General features: G+C 40.5%; 18 protein-coding genes. 13 read left to right on the top strand and 5 right to left on the bottom strand.

The window, feature by feature from the left end:
- From CL181_RS05475 to CL181_RS05465, 3 genes are all read right to left on the bottom strand, one after another.
- Nucleotides 1–387 (bottom strand): S-layer protein domain-containing protein (locus CL181_RS05475; RefSeq protein ID WP_303740878.1); only part of this gene is annotated, 387 nt, incomplete at its 3' end.
- Between the two features lie 387 nt (nt 388–774).
- Entirely contained in the window at nt 775–1926 is a 1152-nt protein-coding gene (locus tag CL181_RS05470; protein WP_097298236.1) for a PGF-pre-PGF domain-containing protein, read from the bottom strand.
- The gene (locus tag CL181_RS05465; protein WP_097298235.1) at nt 1923–3809 is read right to left on the bottom strand and encodes a putative Ig domain-containing protein; all 1887 of its coding nucleotides are present in this window, start codon (nt 3807–3809) and stop codon (nt 1923–1925) included. The genes CL181_RS05470 and CL181_RS05465 overlap by 4 nt, the downstream gene beginning before the upstream one ends.
- A gap of 363 nt (nt 3810–4172) precedes the next feature.
- On the opposite strand from CL181_RS05465, the gene CL181_RS20140 reads away from it, so the two are divergent.
- The 10 genes from CL181_RS20140 (at nt 4173) to nrfD (ending at nt 14215) form a co-directional block, all read left to right on the top strand.
- Complete coding sequence (locus CL181_RS20140) at nt 4173–4340, top strand: hypothetical protein (protein ID WP_176505076.1); 168 nt, start codon at nt 4173–4175, stop codon at nt 4338–4340.
- Between the two features lie 110 nt (nt 4341–4450).
- Nucleotides 4451–5887, top strand: a complete 1437-nt coding sequence (locus tag CL181_RS05460) for a hypothetical protein (protein WP_097298233.1) — start codon at nt 4451–4453, stop codon at nt 5885–5887.
- A complete protein-coding gene (locus CL181_RS05455) occupies nt 5860–6777 on the top strand; it encodes a NapC/NirT family cytochrome c (protein ID WP_141398805.1) in 918 nt (305 codons plus the stop codon). Before CL181_RS05460 ends, CL181_RS05455 begins: the two co-directional genes overlap by 28 nt.
- A 2-nt stretch (nt 6778–6779) precedes the next feature.
- Nucleotides 6780–7613, top strand: coding sequence for a formate dehydrogenase subunit gamma (locus CL181_RS05450; protein WP_097298231.1), 834 nt, complete (start codon nt 6780–6782; stop codon nt 7611–7613).
- Nucleotides 7614–7768: 155 nt separating this feature from the next.
- On the top strand, nt 7769–9211 hold the full coding sequence (locus CL181_RS05445; protein WP_097298230.1) for a hypothetical protein: 1443 nt from the start codon (nt 7769–7771) through the stop codon (nt 9209–9211).
- Between the two features lie 171 nt (nt 9212–9382).
- Entirely contained in the window at nt 9383–9664 is a 282-nt protein-coding gene (locus CL181_RS05440) for a hypothetical protein (RefSeq protein ID WP_096205785.1), read from the top strand.
- On the top strand, nt 9665–11140 hold the full coding sequence (locus CL181_RS05435; protein WP_097298226.1) for a hypothetical protein: 1476 nt from the start codon (nt 9665–9667) through the stop codon (nt 11138–11140).
- A 74-nt stretch (nt 11141–11214) separates the two neighbouring features.
- On the top strand, nt 11215–12018 hold the full coding sequence (locus CL181_RS05430; protein ID WP_097298225.1) for a cytochrome c3 family protein: 804 nt from the start codon (nt 11215–11217) through the stop codon (nt 12016–12018).
- Between the two features lie 3 nt (nt 12019–12021).
- Entirely contained in the window at nt 12022–12954 is a 933-nt protein-coding gene (locus CL181_RS05425; RefSeq protein ID WP_217993094.1) for a 4Fe-4S dicluster domain-containing protein, read from the top strand.
- A complete protein-coding gene (gene nrfD, locus CL181_RS05420) occupies nt 12947–14215 on the top strand; it encodes an NrfD/PsrC family molybdoenzyme membrane anchor subunit (RefSeq protein WP_097298224.1) in 1269 nt (422 codons plus the stop codon). Before CL181_RS05425 ends, nrfD begins: the two co-directional genes overlap by 8 nt.
- A gap of 76 nt (nt 14216–14291) precedes the next feature.
- Here the strand turns inward: nrfD and CL181_RS05415 are convergent, their stop codons facing one another.
- Together CL181_RS05415 and CL181_RS05410 are read right to left on the bottom strand one after the other, a co-directional pair.
- Nucleotides 14292–15620, bottom strand: coding sequence for a hemolysin family protein (locus tag CL181_RS05415; RefSeq protein WP_097298223.1), 1329 nt, complete (start codon nt 15618–15620; stop codon nt 14292–14294).
- 190 nt (nt 15621–15810) lie between these two features.
- A complete protein-coding gene (locus tag CL181_RS05410) occupies nt 15811–16608 on the bottom strand; it encodes a hypothetical protein (RefSeq protein WP_097298222.1) in 798 nt (265 codons plus the stop codon).
- Nucleotides 16609–16761: 153 nt separating this feature from the next.
- Here CL181_RS05410 and CL181_RS05405 point away from each other — a divergent pair, with 153 nt between their 5' ends.
- From CL181_RS05405 to CL181_RS05395, 3 genes are all read left to right on the top strand, one after another.
- Nucleotides 16762–16977 carry a hypothetical protein gene (locus CL181_RS05405; RefSeq protein ID WP_097298221.1) on the top strand — a complete coding sequence of 72 codons (216 nt, stop codon included), beginning with the start codon at nt 16762–16764 and terminating at the stop codon, nt 16975–16977.
- Nucleotides 16978–17052: 75 nt separating this feature from the next.
- Nucleotides 17053–17424, top strand: a complete 372-nt coding sequence (locus CL181_RS05400) for a dual specificity protein phosphatase family protein (protein WP_176505075.1) — start codon at nt 17053–17055, stop codon at nt 17422–17424.
- Nucleotides 17425–17456: 32 nt separating this feature from the next.
- Nucleotides 17457–19061, top strand: a complete 1605-nt coding sequence (locus tag CL181_RS05395) for an IS1634 family transposase (RefSeq protein WP_097298219.1) — start codon at nt 17457–17459, stop codon at nt 19059–19061.
- The last annotated feature ends 52 nt before the right edge of the window (nt 19062–19113 follow it).

Raw genomic sequence — 19113 nt, 5'->3', positions numbered from 1 at the left:
AGCTATCCATTTCTCAGCCTGCCAGCCAACAACACTGTAAGTTGTTGCTGCTGTACCGGAAATATTTGTTACATATAGACCTTCCTTCTCTTTTACTTTGAATTCAACAGGTACTATTCCTGTTTTGTATTCAATTGTATCTTCTAGATTTGACCTGCCTGGTGTAGCCAGGAATCTTAACGATTCTGTGGTAAGGTTGTTTTTGAGGTCATAGTAGAAACCTGCAAACTTTTGAGAATTCCATGAGGCATCTGATACGTTATCACCTTGATTCCATACAGATCCACGTACTTCAACTTTTGTTGCCTGTACTGCTGCACTTACAGGAAATGCTACTACTAATAGCATAAACACTGCTAATACAACAGCTAATATTTTTTTCGTCATTATTTCTTTACCTCCATATCTTATATGGTTTTATTATTTTGTTCTCCTTCGAGATATGCCGATTTAACGGCAAGGAGTGATAGTTATCAAAGGCCGAACTTTCATTCAGCCGCCATCGCTAAACCGCCGATGTCAGGACAGCCGGTTTAATGGCTGCCATAAAAGGCGATTTCATCACCCTCTATTTAATCCCATCATGGATTACATCCGATTATAGTCAGTACCCTTTTAAATCTTTTGTGGTCAAAACATGAATGCATGGGCGCAATTGACGATTAGGACTTCACTTATTGTCGATTTAATTGCTTTAAAAAAATCATATATTCCTGTATTTGCAAAATAATAGAAATCCTGTCCTCCGCTATCCCTTTTGCCATACTGGCGAAATTATTTCTTCTTAAGCATCCTTATTCTATAAACCAGGATTGAACCTGTTACAATACTTGCGAAGACAACAACCAATACATAATTGTTTAAATTGGCATGATTTTCTGGTTGAATGGTTGTAGTTCCGGAATAATTATTCATTTCCCCGGTTGATTTTTTTCCGTTTATTGCAAAAAATGAGAAACCAATGGTACTGGATTCATACAGGATATCACTATTATACGTTCCGATCTTTCTTGTGGGCAAAGACTGCCACTCATCATCATATCGCATCATTTCAATCGAGTCCGGATCGATATTATTGGCCTCCATCCATGCAATAGGCACCCTGAATATTACTTCTGCATGTTTTATGTTATCCGGTGTCGCATATCCAAAATTCCCTGCCCAGATATTGATATTCTTATAGACCAATCCAGGAGCACCGGATTTCACAAGGGTTGAAGTTCTTTTTAATACTTCTACAGAAGTAGTTATTTCAAATGAATCTGTATTACCCGTAATATTTACAAAAACTATCGGATTTGTTTGTTCCCTGAACCTGTAGGAAGTTGTGACATTCCTGTAAATATAAAGGTCATATTTTTCTATCAATTCAATGTTTGTATGGTTTTCACCCGAACTGCTTCCCCCTGCACCAGAACTGGAAGTTCCTTTCTCCTGCTGGCCAGGTGTCGAAGCAGGAGTCGGAAAAACTTGATTTCCATCAGGGTCAACGACCCGGACATTTTCAAGATTGATCTGTATCTGTGGATCATTTATAGAATTAAGTGCAGTAAAATTGATAATAATAAAGGTTCCGGAATTTTGTCCGTTTTTTTGTCCTATGATCGAACCATAAATATTTACTGCCCTGCCAAGCGAATTATCTATTACACCGCCATTAAAAATTGTAGTTGTCCCATACTGTTTGAAGAGATTTCCTTCCGTAATACTGTTTATCTTAAGTACGGATTTATTATATGAGATATCCATCTGTGCACCTGCGATCGCTATACTTTGCGGATCAACTTTTACTCCAATATCAAACGTCTGGCCAGCAGAAATATTGGACGGAAGCTGGTCCGGGTAAACAGTCGCAGCAATAGCAGCTGGACTTTCAATAATGGCAATTAAGAAAAATAAGAAAAATTTATGGCCGATCAGTCTCATGTATTTTCTCCAAAGTGCTGGGCGGTAATTGTAATATCTGAGATATCAATAACCCCATCCATGTTAACATCATATCCCGGATATGGCGCATTGACCTTTTCAGTGAAATGCTGTCCGATTATTGTCAGGTCTCCAATATCAACTACTCCGTTTTTATTAACATCGTATCTTGGATATACATTATTTATGTAAACGATTGTTATTCCCATAACAGATACTGTCCCATCGCTTACTGATATTTCTATATTGTGGTTGCCTGAACTGGAATAATTAGTTACCCAGAGATAACTTGCCGTTGTACTCACCAGTTTGCCATCCAATTTTATTATGTAGCTAAGTGTGTCGTTATCAGGCTCGTTTGCTATAATGCTGATCGGGATACTCTGTGTTTCATCAAACGTTGAGCCATTGTACGGGAAAGAAGTAAATGTGGGTGGCCTGTTGATGTTATTTACAGTTATCATCATATTTTCAAAATCCGTCACACTGCCATCAGATACTTCAAAACGAATATCCGGGTAATTGCCCGATTGTGTGAAGTCTGGTGTCCACAAGAACGTCCTGTTTGCAGGGATAAACACAGCGCCAGAGGGAAGATTTGTTGCGGAATATGTAAGCGCATCTCCATTTGCATCAGCCGCTGATAAAGTGAAAATAAGAGCCTGGCCTTCATCAACGGTCTTATTTCCAATTGTATTGAGCACCGGCGGGCTGTTTATTAATACGCTTCCACTGGTCAGATTGAACGCCACCGGATATCCGGACTGGTCGCTTATCATTATATCTGAAATATTAACAATGGATGCCCCTGATAAACCAATTGCTGTGAAGTCAATAGCAAAGAACGTCCCTGCAGTTGTAACATTATAAGGACCGAGGATGGACCCATAAATATTGTTTACTTTTCCTGATGTATTATCTATTACACCGCCATTAAAGATCGTGCTTGCTCCATTTTGTTTGAAGAGAGTTCCCTCTGTTACGCTATCCACTCTAAGGATCGATCTGTCATATGTAAGAGAAAGCTGTACTCCTGAGATCGGATTACCCATCGGGTCAATTGATATGTTAAGGCGCAAGGTCTGCCCGGGATTTACGATCTTGCTTGACGGTGTTACGACTATATTTGAACGCTTATTTACAGTTATTGCGATATTCTCAAAATCCCTCAATGTCCCATCTGAAACTTCAAAATGTACATTCTGATAAATACCGGATTGTGTGAGATCAGGCATCCAGCTGAAAGTTTTTGTGGCAGGATTAAAAATCGCACCAGCCGGCAGGTTTGAAGCTGAGTATGTAAGAGTATCTGAATCATTATCAGTTGCAGATAAAGTGAAAGTAAGTGCCTGGCCTTCAAAAATCTTCTTATCACCGATCTTCAAAAGTACTGGCGGGCTGTTAATGGTCACACTTCCGTTATATACTACCGGAGGAACAGGCCGGGCTTCAGAATTGCTGATCTTAACATTTGAAAGACTTATTCCGGATGTACCTGATGAACCAATGGCCGTAGCATTAATAATGATGAATGTGCCAGGATTTGATACATTCGTCCTGCCAATTACTACACCAAACAGATTTATCACAGTACCTGTTGAATTATTTATAATGCCATTTGCAAAGAAAGTGCTTGCTCCATTCTGTTTGAATAAGTTTCCTTCAGTAATATTATTTATTTTGATCTTTGTTTGATCAAAATCGATATTTAACTGCGCACCTGCAATTGCTGCTCCCTGCGGGTCTATTGTTACATTCAAATTAAAAGTCTCTCCTTGGTTCGCGGGATAACTTGAAGGAAATACTTTTACATCGGCAGCCATTGCCTGCCCGGTTATCATTATCATTACGAATAATGTCAGTTCGAATCTTATGCGTATCATAATTATTGTGAGTAATGAACATGGGTATGAAGGATATGGTCATTGAACCTCATGAAATCATGAAAAAATCAACTATAATTCTCATATAAAAAAATCAACTATAGTCCTCATAATGGCTTCAATAAGCCAAATTTAAAAATTAATGGGTTTCTTAAACCAATATTTGGAATTCATGCATTTTTAATTCCAATATTTTAGTAATACAGGCTTTTTTAAATTATATAATACACACCATTTTATTTATTGGTGTTTTTTTCCCACAAAAAACCGGATATGACGGCTTACACTCTTTTCCTGACATTTTATTATCAACTGATTATTTAATAATGTCAATATATAGATTGTATTGAGGTGTTATGAATTATGCAAAATAAAACCAAATCTATAATAGCTGCAATAGCTGCGGCAGCTTTTATGACAGCAGCGTATTATCTCCCGGCAGAAACATTCCTTGCTGCCTTTGCAGGAGGATTGTTCCTTATACCAGCATCTATCTTTGTGTACATGATGCAATCAGTAGCAAGCGCCTGATTCCGTATTCCATTAAAGACAGGCATAACAATGAAGCGGGGAAAGAGGCACAAGAACAAGATCCTGTGTGAAACTTCATGCAGGATCTATTTAACATTCTAAGAGGGACCATGAACTTTTCAAGACACATATCCATTGACGATGAATATCTGAAAAAAATGGAGCCATATATAAATAAACATAATGGGAATATGGGAGCCGCTTTAAGGGATATGATTTGCCAGGCAGGAAAATACAATCAGGCCTTCAATTCATCGGCAATAGATACTTCTTTGTTTAACTGGATGTTACAGGAGATCGATGATATACTGGTTCCCGGGGACGTTCTTGATAAATTGATCAGCCCGATGTTGATAAATTCCATGGGAAAACTTGAAGAAAATATAAACAAGAGGTTAACAGGACTTGAGTGGGGAGTAAACCTTTGTTTGAAATGCGATAATGATAATTTTCCAGCCGGGGTCCTTTTAACAATAAGAGGCTCACCACGGAAAATAAAGTTTATTGCGGGATTAGTGTCACAGTTCCTCGTGAAAAATTCACTCATCCGCTCACCACTGGCAGTACGGTCAGTCGTCAATTTCAATGAATGCATAAAAGTTGAGTTATCACTGTCAGATAAAACAGAGGCAGAAGATAGTTTAATCACTTTTTTCGGAGGATTGAACGGAATTCTGGGGACTGTAAAAGGCCGTCCTGATTTCTGGATCCCGATTATCAAAGGTCATCACCTCAGCAATTACAATATGGTCACAATCCACAGGAACTCTTTTGAAGACATACTTGCTAATGATATACCAGGGGGGGAAGTGATGATAGAATTTCTTGCAAAAAGACCAATCCGGGAAATACCTCTTAAAGATCTGCTCTGGCTCTTAAAGGAGGTTTATGAGAACTCAAGGATTGTTGACAGGGTGGAAATCGAAAACGACAAACTGGTCATTTTCCATAATTACAGGGCAAAACAAGCAGTGGATAAATTAAAAAGGATTATTTTAACACTGCTGGAATCAAACGGCCATCTGTACGATGGGAAATCAACAGCAAATATGATCGTGCTGACACACAGGCCCCATATCGGTTTAAAGATCAATGAATTAATAGATAATCTGAAAACGGGCAGCAATAAAGTTGATCAGGAATTATTGATGTTCGTTACTTTCCTGAACGGCCTGAAGGACATTCCCGATATTCCTTTATCTCTTTCTGTCCTGGGAAGAAGACTTGGTAAATCCATAATGCAGGAATATGAATTGGAAAATAACATCAAGGAATGGAACCTGGAGAAATTCAAAAACGCTTTTGAAATTATTGACTCAAAGCTTCACAGGGAAAGTGAATGGAAAGCGGATGGAAAAAACCTGCATTATACTATCAGGAAATGCAGCATTGCCCGGAATGATCCCAGTAAATGCATTTGCCACACTATAAGGGAGACGTTTAAAGGAGCAATGAACTATGCTTTCAGTAATAAAGCAGTATTAGATGTTCAAAAATTATTATCTCAAGGTGATAATTTTTGCGAGGTGGTAGTACGAATTCAATAGAACCAGATTTCAACATAATAAAAAATTGGATGAGCAGGATAATAATCCTGGCATTAATCGGTATTTTCTTTTTGACCGGGGCATCTGTGCAGGATGAAAATACGGATATCTCCTGTTATCATTGCCATCCGGCACAGGTGAATGAATTCCGGGCAAGCATACATTTTAATAAAAATACGTGTGCGGACTGTCATGGCGGAGACGTAAATATCAGCGGGAGTGTTGTTTCCATAAATGTGATGCACACGAATTTTACAGGAACACCTTCACCTGTAAATGTCACGAACTTTTGTTCAAAATGTCATGGGAATGAAACCCGGGTATATGAGGACAGCATTCACTGGCAAAGACTCAGGGAAGGAAGAACATCAGCATCATGTACCGATTGCCACGGCATCCACAATATCCTTTCATCGAAAAATCCCGATTCTTCGACATATTCGGCAAATGTACCGGAAACATGTGCAAAATGTCATGAAAACCAGACCAGAATGCAAGCCTTATATTATGGCATCAGGACAGACAGGTTTGACACTTACAAAAAATCTTTCCATTATAAGTCTTATGCAGGCGGCGGAAGGTTACTTGCAAGCTGTTCGGATTGTCATGAAAACCATGATACAAGGCAGGCAAGTGATCCGAAATCAGCAATAAATCCCGCGAATCTGCCGTCTACTTGCGGAAAAAGCGGGTGTCATCCGGGTGCAAATAATGTCTTTATCACAGGAGGTAAGATCCATGAAGAGCAGTCTGTTTACCTGCTTTCCCTTGATGCAAAAAGGCTTGTAACGTATTTCTATATACTTATGATCCTTTTTGAACTTACCTTTACAATAGGGCTTATTTTCCTTGGAATTACATCAAATTTTGAGATAAGAAGGAGGCATTGATCATGGTAGAATTAAAATTCAAGAGGTTTACCCTGAACCAGCGCATACAGCATATAATATTCTTTACCTCTTTTATTCTGCTTGCGTACACGGGTTTTCCTCTCAAGTTCCCTGAAGAATGGTGGTCAAGGTGGATGATAGAATCAGTAGGTGGATTCGATAACAGGACATTTATCCATCATTTTTCCGGCCTTGTAATGATAGGAGTGAGTATATATCATGCTGTTTACCATATTCTTGAGAAACCCCGTTATGACATACTATTTAATCTTAAGGATGTCGAGGATTTCAAGCAGCAGGTAAGGTATTACCTGAGATATTCGGATGAGCATCCAAAATTCGGACGATATACCTGGAAACAGAAATTCGAGTATTTCGGGGCAGGATTCGGAGCAGTAGTAATGGGTTTTACAGGATTATTGATGTGGCAGCCTTTTGAAGCCATGAAATATTTTCCAATAGGATTTGTTCAGATAGCGAACCTGTTCCATACATGGGAGGCAGTACTTGCATCCATTGCAATCTTCATAGGACATTTTTATGACGAGCAATTCGAAAAATTCCCAAATCTTGCCTGGCTGACAGGGAATATCCCGGAGGAGGAAATGCGCCATGAGCATCCCCTGGAATACGAAGAAGCCATGAAAAGCCAAAAAATTGCAAATCCGGAAAATATGGAAAACAAGGAACGCAAGGAACACAAAAATATATTGATAGTGGGATTTGCGAAACTTGTGTTCACGATTATCTTCCTTACAATTTGCATATGGATGGTGTGGATATCGTATAGCGTGCTTATGGAAGCGGTTAAGACGTATGTCCTGCGCGTGGTATAGCATGTTATAGAGGTTTTCAAAAACGATTTTTTTTCTTTTTTGTTGTCATTTCATGTCATAAAAAACCTCCAATGGACACAAAACCCGAATGTCTTCTCAAATACTCTTTTAGGATTGTCATTTTATAGGTATAATAAAGGAGTGGAAAAAGAAAAATGAATATTACACGGCATATCTCACTTGAAGATGAATATATTGAGAAATTAAAACCCTATGCTGATAAGCATAACGGGAATTTTGGCGCAGCATTAAGGGATATGATTTGCCAGGCTGGAAAGTATGATACCAGGATCAATTCATCTGCAATAGACCATTCCTTATTTAACTGGATACTCAAGGAAATAGATGAAAAGCTCCTTCCTTCTGAGATACTTAATGAATTCGTAGATCCTATAATGATGAATTCGATGGACAAACTGGAAAGTTATCTTAATCGAAGATTTGAGGAACTTAAGTGGGGAATTTGCATCACATTAAGATCTGATAATGATATTTCCCCTGGTGAAGTATTAATGGAAATAAAAGGCAACAATCAAAAAATAAAATTCATTACAAGCTTAATTACCCAGTATCTTGTCAAAAATTCACTTAAAATTAAACCTCTTGAAGTCATGTCGGTCGTTAATACTAATGAAGGTATAAAAGTTGAATTATCAGGTTCAAATAATAAAGATGCGCTCCTTAGCCTTGAGATTTTTTTTGGAAAGACAGACGAGCTTGTCAGGACTATAAAGACCCGCCCAGCGTTCTGGAAATCCCTGTTCAACAGGCATCTTGTAAGTAATTATAATATGGTCACTGTCCACAGGAATTATTTTGAGGACCTGCTTGAGGGTAAAATACCGGCATGGGAGGTCGCAATAGAAAATCTTGCAAAAAAACCCATCCGGGAAATCCCTCTTACAGAAATGCTTCATCTTATGAAAGAGGTCTTTGAAACATCAAGGATAGTTGACAGGGTGGAAATCGATAAAGACATACTTGTTTTATTCCATAGTTACAGGGACAGGGCAGCTATTGAAAAACTAAGAAAAAGCGCTCATGCGCTCCTGGAAGCAAATGGCCATATGTTTGATGCCAGGGCAACAGCCAACATCGTAATATTGACCCACAGGTCTGATGTTGGAATAAAAATAAATGAGATCGTTAAGACGTTGAAAAACAGCAATACCAGGCTTGACCAGGAACTTCTGGTATTTTTTGGATTCTTAAAAGGATTAAAGGACATTCCTGATATTCCCATATCCCTGACATCCCTGGGTAGAAGGACAGGTAAATCCTTAATGCAGGGATATGAATTGGAAAATAACATCAAGACGTGGACACTGGACAACTTCCAGAAGGCATTACAGAGCATAGATGCAAGACTCCACAGGGAAAGTGAATGGAAATCAGAAGGAAAGGATCTGCTTTATACAATCAGGAAATGTAATATTGCAGGAAATGGAAATGAATTTGATAATTACGTTTGTCATACTGTGAGGGAGACATTTAAGGGGGCATTGAGTTACGCTTTTGGAAACAAAGCCCGGATGTGTACGAAACATTTACTGACACATGGAGATAATTTCTGCGAGGTGATCATAAGGATGCCTTGACCTTATTTCAAAATAATCCTGTCATTTGCCATACCCTGTATTTTCCAGGCCATGTAATGGCATATTATGCTCTTTTATGTTAAACTATGTCTATTCATGGCTTTCCATGCTATCTTCCTGTCAAATATTCTTTTAACATTGGCATTGGATAATCATAATTGGGTGAAGCATATGTATAATTGGAAACGGTATTTTGCAGCCGGGATCGTAATTGGAACTGTCTATTTCCTGCCATCTGAAAGTTTTATAGCTTTCCTGACAGGATGGGTCATTCTTTTACCGATCGCAGCGGCTGTTTTCCTGGCAGCTGGACTGCGAGGATATATTAAAGACAGTAAGAACAGGATCACAATCTCAGTAAAAGCAAATGATGCTATGAAAGCGCTTGCACGAAGGGAAGCAGAACTGAAACGGGAAAAAGAACTTCTCTATGAGCAATTTGGGAAAGTGTAAATGAAGACCACCAGAGAAAGAAATGGGGTAATTATGATCGTTACAAGACATATCTCTCTTGACAATGATTGCATACAGAAGATGGAGCCTTATGTTGAAAAACATAAAGGTAATTTCAGCGCCGCAATAAGAGAGATAATAGACCGGGCTGGAAAGAACAGTGAACTTGAGAATATTTCCACAATTGACAATACGTTGTTCAAATGGATGCTCAACGAGATCGACGGTTTGCTTGTCCCGGACAATGTACTGGATGATCTGATAGGTCCCATGCTGATAAATTCGATGGGAAAACTTGAAGAATATCTCAAGAACAAATTCAGCGAACTGGAGTGGGATGTTGACCTTTCCCTGAAATACGATAATGATACATCTGCATCAGAAGTATTGATAGAGGTCAAAGGCTCGCCCCAGAAAATAAGATTCGTTGCGAGGATGCTTGCCCAGTATCTTGTGAAAAACTCACCTGAGCATGCTCCGCTTGAGATAACTTCGGTTTTTAATCTCGATGGAGGTATAAGAGTTGAACTATCAAAATCAAACAAGAAGGAAGGATATGATAGCCTTATTACCTCTTTTGGAGGTTTGAATGAAATTATCCAGGCCATCAAAAGCCGCCCTGATTTCTGGAAATCAATAATCAACGGACATCTCCTGAGCAATTACAATATGGTAACCGTTCACAGGAACTACTTTGAGGATCTGCTTTCTGGTAAAGTTCCTATGGGCGAGATAACAATAGAAACGCTTGCCAAGAAACCTATCCAGGAAATTCCTCTTCGCGAAATGCTGTCCCTGATTAAGGAAGTATATGAAACTTCAAGAGTTGTGGACAGGGTAGAGGTTGACCGGGAGAATCTCATATTGTTCCATAATTACAGGAACAAGGAGGTAATAGACAAACTGAAAACAAGCATAGTCTCACTTCTGGAAGCGAACGGCCACCTTTATGATGCCAAGTCAACTGCCAATATGGTCGTGTTGACACACAGGCCGGATGTGGGGATCAGGATAAACGAGATAGTAAGCAACCTCAAGATCAGTAACAGCAGGGTGGACCAGGACTTGATAATGTTCATGGCTTTTTTAAAAGGGCTAAAGAACATTCCTGATATACCTGTATCGCTGACAGCCCTGGGGAGAAGGATAGGGATATCCCTGATGCAGGAGTACGAAAAAGAGAATAATATAAAAAGCTGGGAATTCCAGAATTTCCAGAAAGCTCTTGAAATAATTGATTCTAAACTCCACAGGGAAAGCGAATGGAAACCGGATGGGAAAAATCTACTATATACAATCAAGAAATGCAATATTGTAGCTGAAGGTAATTCAGTCGATAAATACATCTGCCATACGATAAGGGAAACTTTTAAAGGGGCAGTGAACCACGCTTTTGGGAACAGGGCCGAGCTTGATGTTAAGAAATTATTGTCGCACGGGGACAATTGTTGTGAGGTGTTAATACGAGTGCCATAAAATCAGAAATTTTGGATGAAGTCGGGATCGCAGAAGAACAATACAAAAAATTGAACTAAATAATAGGTGTTAAAATGAATACATTACTTGAATTCATGACGTTTGTCAAAGGGGTTGAATACCTGATTGTAATAGCGTTTTGCTTCGGGTTTATCGCCCTGTGGATACTGGTAAACTCCAGGGATAAGATGAAAAGGTCAACAATAGTATCTTTCGTTATTCCCCTTGCACTGGTCTTTGGGGGCGGGGCGATCGTACTTACATCTTCAGATACTTCTGATGTTGCAGCCCCGAATATTTCAAACGCAACAGTGGCCATACAATCCGATAATATCAGGCAGGTCAGACTTGCTTCGAATAACGGATGGCCAACAGTAAATAAATCTGAGTACCTTTCAATCAAATACGGGCCAGCGACTGATTTCCATAAGATCATGAGTGAAAAGGTCAGTTGTATTACATGCCATCATAACAGCGGGGATGAGATCCATGCATGTAAGGATTGTCATGACAGTCCGGCTAATCCGCATAATTCGACCAAACCGGGTCTGAAGGCCGCTTATCATGAGAGATGCATTTCCTGCCATCCTGGAGATTTCAATGGACCTGACAGCTGCATTAACTGCCACACAGGGGAGCTAAAAGCATCAGCCATAGTCTCAGCTCCAATCCGTCCGCACCAGCTTACATGGGATACATGTAACAGGTGCCATCCGAAAGGGATACCAAATGGGGGCATGGAGTCAAAGATCGTTTATCATGACAGCTGTCTTAAGTGCCATTCAACAGGAGTTGCAGGAGCGGCGTTAGTGCCTGAAGATCATGCAGGAAGAGCTGGCAATACATGCCAGGGCTGTCACAAACTAATTGGAGGATAAATTATGATAAACAGGAGAAACTTGCTCAAAATAGGCGGAACTGTTGTTGCAGCAAGCATTCTTGGCAGCGAAAGCGTTCTTGGAGCACAGGATTTTGAAGGAAATCCAGACCGCCTGGGTATGCTGACTGATACAACAAGGTGCATCGGATGCCGCCGCTGTGAAGCTGCATGTAACAAGGCTAATAATCTTCCAACTGCGAAAACATCGTTTGAAGATACCTCTGTTTTTGAAGAAAAGAGGAAACCTTACGTCGCAGATGTGCAGTCATATACGGTTGTCAACAGGTTCGAGGGCGAGGATGGAAAGCCGGTATATCGCAAGGTCCAGTGTATGCATTGCGATGAACCGGCATGTGTTACGGCCTGCCCCGTAGCTGCATTGACAAAATCAAAAGAAGGACCGGTAGTATGGAATGAAAAGCTGTGTATCGGATGCCGTTATTGCATCACAGCATGTCCATTCTATGTCCCGGCCTTTGAATATTCAAGCGCCTTTGAACCGAAGATCCAGAAATGTTTCATGTGCAGCCAGAGGATAAAAGATGGTCTCATTCCCGCCTGCGCGGAAGCATGCCCTGTTGAAGCCATACAGTTCGGAAAAAGAAATGACCTGATAAAAATGGCAAAGCAGAGAATATGGGGTGAACCCGATAAATATATCGACCATGTGTATGGTGAAACCGAAGCCGGAGGAACTGGCTGGTTATATGTTTCAAAACTGCCGTTTGAGAAAATGGGGTTCCCTGAAAACATCGGGACAACATCATTTCCGAAACTGACAAAGGATTTCCTGGGTATGGTAAATCTAACGCTCGTCACATGGCCTGCGCTGCTTGGAGGTTTCTATATGGCGACACATAAAAAACCGCATGAAGGACATGAGAATGAGAATGAGAATGAGAAAAAACCTGAGGAGGATATAAAACATGAATGAATTTGGAAACGAAACTGTGGAAAGACATGTGTATCCCGCAAATGAACTGACCGGTGCGGAAATAATTTCTAACTGGTTCAGGGAGAAGATATTTCTGGGACTATCGTTCAAAGAATATATGAAGACACTCATCACTCCTCTTAACATTGGTGCGGGTCTCATTGTCTTTGCGGGCCTGTTCCTGATAGCAATGCGGTTCATTTACGGACTTGACCAGGTAACTGAAGCTTCGAATGAGCAGCCATGGGGACTATTCCTTACATGGGGATTATTCAGTGGAGTCCCGTTCTCAGCATCAGGATTTGTCATAGGGACTGGAGTTTATATTTTCGGGGTTAAGAGATACCAGCCAATTGTCAAGAATGCTATCCTGCTGGGTTTCCTGGGATATCTGTTTGCAGTAATATTCCTTATGATAGACCTTGGCCGCCCGTGGAGAATATATTATCCTATGGCCATATCATTCGGGACAGCATCAGTAATGTTCCTTGTGGCCTGGCATGTAGCCCTGTATCTATCTGTGCAATTCTTTGAATTCTGCCCGTCAGTCCTGGCCTGGCTAAACCAGGGGTATCTGCGAAAGATAGCTGTGAGCATGACACTGGGTCTTACTATATTCGGAGTAATGCTCTCTACACTGCATCAGTCGGCTCTGTCTGCCATGTTCCTTCTTGCGCCTGGTAAGGTGCATCCGCTCTGGTATACATCATACCTGCCGTGGCTTGCCCTTATCTCGGCCATAGGAGCTGCGATGGCACTGATGATAGTTGTTAGTAAACTAACTACGATATATTTCAGAAACAGGGCATCGGCAGAATATCTTGGAAGTATCGATGATGTTACGATCGGTCTTGGGAAAGCCTCTTCACTTGTCATGTTTACATATCTGGGAATGAGATTGATAAGCATTACACATGAAGGAGCATGGAAATACCTCGATACGCCAACAGGTCACTGGTTCATGGTTGAGATAGCGATCCTTGCATTAGTTCCATTCCTGTATTATTACGGGGTAATGAAGAAGAACGTTAAACTTATCCAGGTAACAGGTGCGGTGACGATGATCGGAATTATCCTTAACAGGTTCAACCTGACATTGCTGACATTCAACTACCAGCTCCCCCGCGGGGAACTTTTCTACTGGAAGGAAGTGCTGGTAGTTATATCGGTTGTCATAATACAGGTACTGGTTTACCGATGGATCGTTAACAGGATGCCTGTCCTTCGGGACCATCCCGATTACCCGAATGACGGGCACTGAATTGGTGATGAAGTTGGGGGATAGGAGCCGGATAGGGCTGTTTGCGGGCAGCCTTGTCCGGAATTTATTTTTTAATTTATTTGGTTTGTTTAGTTTGTTGGGCAGGGGGAGCTTTTCGGGCAGGCATGACCAGTACCTTGTCTATCCGGTTTTTATCCATATCCACCACCTCAAAGCGTAATCCGCTCCATTCAAAATGGTTGCCTACAGCAGGGATACGCCCCATATGCATCAGCACAAAGCCGCCTAATGTCTGATAGATGCCCTCTCCTGGCAGCTCTTTGATGCTGAATATCTCTTTGAAATCATCCACGAGCAGCATTCCATCCAGCAGCCATGAGCCATCCTCGCGCTGCACAGCCAGCGGTTCCTCCAGGTCCTCTACTGATGGTATATCCCCGACGATCTCTTCCAGTATATCCTTCAGTGTTACCAATCCCTGAACACTGCCGTATTCATCGACTACGAGCGAGATATGTATGCCGGATTGCTTGAATAGTTCCAGAACTTTCAAAGCATGCGTACTTTCGGGCACAAACAATGGGCGCCGCAGGGATGCCTTCAGATCGGGAGACTTACCTTCCATGTTACGGCCCAGCATGTCCTTAATTTGCACTATGCCAAGAATATTATCAAGACTGCCCTGACCTACCGGAAAACGGGAGTGACCGCTATCGGCTATCCTGCGTCGTGTTTCTTCGGGAGAGTCATCGATGTCGAGCCAGACTATCTCGGTACGCGGCGTCATCAATGCACCGGCACGCAGGTCGCCCAGGCGAAATACATGCTCTACCATATCTCGTTCTGCTTCTTCAAATGTTCCGGCTTTCATGCCCTGCTCGATCAGGATGTTAATCTCTTCCTCTGTTACGGGCTGCTCGGAAACCGGTCGTATACCCAGGACCCTGAGTACCGTATCTGTCGAAATGCTCAACAGATGGACAGCAGGGGAGGCTATCCTGGATAACATGCGCATAGGAGCGGCCACTGTACAGGCTATTCGCTCCGGGTTATGTAATGCTATCCTTTTGGGTACAAGTTCACCAATAACCAGAGTAAGATATGTAATCCCAAGAACCACAATACCCAGAGCAATGGCTTCGCTGTAGGGCGCAAGTAATGGTATAAAGATCAGGCGTGCCGACAGTTCGTCTGCTATGGTTGCTCCGCCTAATACGCCAGCCAGTATGCCTATAAGTGTAATCCCGATTTGAACAGTGGATAGTAAACGATTGGGTGAATCTGCAAGATCCAGCGCAGCCTGTGCCTTTGTATTACCTTCATTGACCCATTGTTGAAGCCGTGCCTTGCGTGCCGAAATGATGGCGATCTCAGACATGGAAAAAATACCGTTAGCAATGGTAAGTAAAATAATGAATATAATTTGAAAAGTGATATCTGACATTATTGCCTCTTATTAGCTTGATATGAAGATTAAGTTTCACTTATTAAACCTTTTTTGCGGCGGCGTTCAAATTAAAAACTTAAAAAAAAGTAGAAAATTATATTCGATGGCCATAAGGCAAGTGGCTCCAAAGTGCACCTTTTTCAATGATATAATAAATTGTATTTCGATGTCGATTAGAATAACATATTCAATATCCTTCTTCACGTTCCGGGTATATGGTCATCTGTTTTTCATCCGAAAATATCTCTATTCCATCAACTATGGCATGAGCCCTGAAATAAATGGTACTGCTCGGACCCGCCTTCAATGTCTGGCTGAATTCCATGGGAGCTTTCCCGGTCATAGATGGTGTACTCCGGGAATAATCAGTAACAGTCGCATTCCCTTTCTTGGAATCCCAGAGAAGCTCTGTTTTGCTGATATCTCCTGCTGTTCCTCCTGATACCTGCCATTTAATAGTATAATTTGAATTTTCAACCGGTCTGCCTGGAATGGATGTTATTGTTATTGTCGCAGGAGAGGACACTGTTATAATTTTTTCCGGTGACCAGTAGTTAACGCCATCGATTATAGCATGCGCACGGAAATACGTAGTTCCAGTTGAGTTTATAATGATCTTGGCACTGAAATCAGCAGGAATCGTCCCGTTTTGTACCTGAGTAAGGTTGGGATAACTTGTGAGCGTCAGAGGCTCGGCTTTCGATTGCGGGCCATAGTGAACGGCTGTATGCGGAATGGTTTTTTCAACAGGACTATTCACCCTCCAGATCACATCAAAACTCTTTTCCGGAACTGCCGTCCCGGGCGCATTCAGGATATCCACACCTGTACCCGGCTGCTGAGTTGGAACCACTGCTGCTGTTCCTCTGGGCGTAGCCATTGGTGTAACCGTTGGAGTGCCTGTTGGTTCTTGACTCACACAACCAGATACGATTAGTAATGAAAGGATTATAATTAATATAAAAGTTATTTTTCTCTGAATCATAATTACCACCAAATATGGATTGTCTAGAATAGTATATAAAAATACCTGTACTTAATAAATAAAATCCATATAAATAAAATCCATATTCAACAGGGTAAAAAAACTGCGATATCTATTTATTCGACAAGTTCTAATATTCATGTGGGGAAAAATATGAATTGCGAAATATGTGGTAAATCCACATCAAACAATAAAATATGTGATAGATGCACACGGATAATAAATAAAGTCATAAAAGAGGTAGGCCCGGATGTCTTGAATAACATCGATGACTGCAAGTACATATATCCTATGATAAAGCGTGTTGCCATAGGTGAGCTAAGGACTCAGGATGTAATCAATTCACTTCTAAAAGGCGAAACCGATTAGAATTCCAATGAATCCATTCTAATTCAATCGAAAATGGAAATATTTCAAATTGACGAACATCTATATCAGAGTTCCATGATAGACGATGTGGAAAGAACAAAGATGTTTGACGTTTGCATCGACCTGGCAGGCGGCATAGATCCGGATTCAAGCAATTTTAAAATATATCTAAACTGGACAATAGAAGATGCCAGGTTGCCGGATTTAGATATTTTAAAACTGGTTGCGTCTTTTGGATATGATCTGGCTTATAAAAAGAAGATGGAAGTCCTGGTTCATTGTGAACAAGGGATTAATCGGGCAAGTTTGATAAACGGTATGATTTTATGGATGAAAGGGATGAGTGGAGAAGAGATCGTTAACTATATCAGGAGCAAAAGACCAGGCGCTTTATTTAATCAAAATTTTGTAAATTACCTGGTAAATCCCATTTTCCGCACATTTTAATATAACCTCCTGCTAAATCAGGAATTAGATTAATGGAATACAGCAGTAAAAGCCTGGATCATCTTGGCATAGTAGCAGGAGTTTGCAAGGAAATTGAACTTGCAGCAGAGATAGACCGAATAGTAGGAATAGATAAAAGACAAAAGGTAACCACCGGTGAATCCGTAGAAGCAATGATCTTGAACGCTTTAGGATTTGTAAGCAAACCATTGTATCTTTTTCCTGAATTCATGAAAACAAAACCAGTGGAACTATTGATAGGTGAACATCTTTCATGGAAAGACTTCAATGATGATACGCTTGGAAGAAGTCTGGACAGATTGTATGAAACAGGAACAGAAGAGACCTTTCTACAGATAGCAATAAATGCTTACAAAAAGTATGGATTCAAGGGTAGATTTCTTCATCACGATACTACAACGTTCAGTGTCCACGGAGAATACGAACATGAAGAAGGTGATCTGGATGCAGTTCCTATCGAGGTCACCTATGGCCATTCTAAAGATAATAGACCGGATCTAAAACAGTTCGTTACATCCCTGATCATGTCCAAAGAATTGCCACTTTTTATACAGACATTGAGCGGCAACGCATCGGACAAAAATCACTTCAGAGAGATTGCCAAAAACTATGGAAATTTCTTGAAAGAAAATTGGGATAAGGATTGCATTTGGGTCTGGGATAGTGCTTTCTACAGTAAGGATAACCTGAAAGCGATTTCAGAAAAACATAAATGGATAACAAGAGTCCCAGAAACATTATCTGATGCAAAAGAATTGCTTAAAATCTCTGACTTAAAAGACATGAATCAGACATCGTTAGATGGTTATAGTTTGTTAAGCACGGAAATTACATATGGAGTAAAGCAGAGATGGATAGTGATATTCTCCCAGAAAGCGTATGAGAGAGAAAGTAAAACCCTTAAAAAGAGCATAACTAAAGAAAGGGAAGTGATAGAAAAGCAGTTATGGCATTTTTCCAATGATGATTTTTACTGTAAAGAAGATGCTCTGCAAGCTCTGCAGGAGATGGCTCGTGAATGGAAATATCACAAAGTAAAGAATATCGCTATCCAAGAGAGCAGAAAGAAGAAAGAAGGTAATGTTGGAAGACCAAAAAAGAATGATGTTCTGAAGATAATGTGTAATGTGACATCGAGTTTTGAAGAAGATGAGGAAAAAATCAAAAAAGTGCTTTTCAGAAAAGGAAAGTTCATCCTGGCAACCAATGATGATAAAATGAGTGATGAAGATATATTAAAAACATACAAGGATCAGCAATCCGTTGAAAGAGGTTTTAGATTTTTAAAAGACCCATTATTTTTTGCCCATAGTATATTCCTGAAAAACGAAAGCAGGATAATAGCACTTGTAATGGTTATGGGACTTGCTCTTATGATCTATAGTATAGCTCAGAGGAAGCTGAGGGAGGCACTTCTCAGAGAGAATCAAGCAATACCGGATCAAACAGGGAAGCCTACCAAAAAACCGACTATGAGACGTGTTTTCCAGGTATTTGAAGGAATCACAGTTCTTTATGAAAATGAGAAAAGAGTGATGATCATGAACTTGAATGACATGCATCGGAAAATACTCTCACTTTTTGGAAACATATATGAAAGAATATACTGTGCATAAATTATATTATGAGCTGAATAAAATATGCTACACATCTATACCATGAGTTCTA

The sequence above is a fragment of the Candidatus Methanoperedens sp. BLZ2 genome, assembly GCF_002487355.1.
Taxonomy (GTDB): Archaea; Halobacteriota; Methanosarcinia; order Methanosarcinales; family Methanoperedenaceae; genus Methanoperedens.
Note: the sequence above shows the minus strand (reverse complement) of the source record. Positions and strands in the feature narration are given on the sequence as shown.

Coding starts and splice junctions, on each gene's coding strand:
- CL181_RS05470 (WP_097298236.1), bottom strand. CDS start 1,926: ATGAGACTGATCGGCCATAAATTTTTCTTATTTTTCTTAATTGCCATT.
- CL181_RS05465 (WP_097298235.1), bottom strand. CDS start 3,809: ATGATACGCATAAGATTCGAACTGACATTATTCGTAATGATAATGATA.
- CL181_RS20140 (WP_176505076.1), top strand. CDS start 4,173: ATGCAAAATAAAACCAAATCTATAATAGCTGCAATAGCTGCGGCAGCT.
- CL181_RS05460 (WP_097298233.1), top strand. CDS start 4,451: ATGAACTTTTCAAGACACATATCCATTGACGATGAATATCTGAAAAAA.
- CL181_RS05450 (WP_097298231.1), top strand. CDS start 6,780: ATGGTAGAATTAAAATTCAAGAGGTTTACCCTGAACCAGCGCATACAG.
- CL181_RS05445 (WP_097298230.1), top strand. CDS start 7,769: ATGAATATTACACGGCATATCTCACTTGAAGATGAATATATTGAGAAA.
- CL181_RS05440 (WP_096205785.1), top strand. CDS start 9,383: ATGTATAATTGGAAACGGTATTTTGCAGCCGGGATCGTAATTGGAACT.
- CL181_RS05435 (WP_097298226.1), top strand. CDS start 9,665: ATGAAGACCACCAGAGAAAGAAATGGGGTAATTATGATCGTTACAAGA.
- CL181_RS05430 (WP_097298225.1), top strand. CDS start 11,215: ATGAATACATTACTTGAATTCATGACGTTTGTCAAAGGGGTTGAATAC.
- CL181_RS05425 (WP_217993094.1), top strand. CDS start 12,022: ATGATAAACAGGAGAAACTTGCTCAAAATAGGCGGAACTGTTGTTGCA.
- nrfD (WP_097298224.1), top strand. CDS start 12,947: ATGAATGAATTTGGAAACGAAACTGTGGAAAGACATGTGTATCCCGCA.
- CL181_RS05415 (WP_097298223.1), bottom strand. CDS start 15,620: ATGTCAGATATCACTTTTCAAATTATATTCATTATTTTACTTACCATT.
- CL181_RS05410 (WP_097298222.1), bottom strand. CDS start 16,608: ATGATTCAGAGAAAAATAACTTTTATATTAATTATAATCCTTTCATTA.
- CL181_RS05405 (WP_097298221.1), top strand. CDS start 16,762: ATGAATTGCGAAATATGTGGTAAATCCACATCAAACAATAAAATATGT.
- CL181_RS05400 (WP_176505075.1), top strand. CDS start 17,053: ATGATAGACGATGTGGAAAGAACAAAGATGTTTGACGTTTGCATCGAC.
- CL181_RS05395 (WP_097298219.1), top strand. CDS start 17,457: ATGGAATACAGCAGTAAAAGCCTGGATCATCTTGGCATAGTAGCAGGA.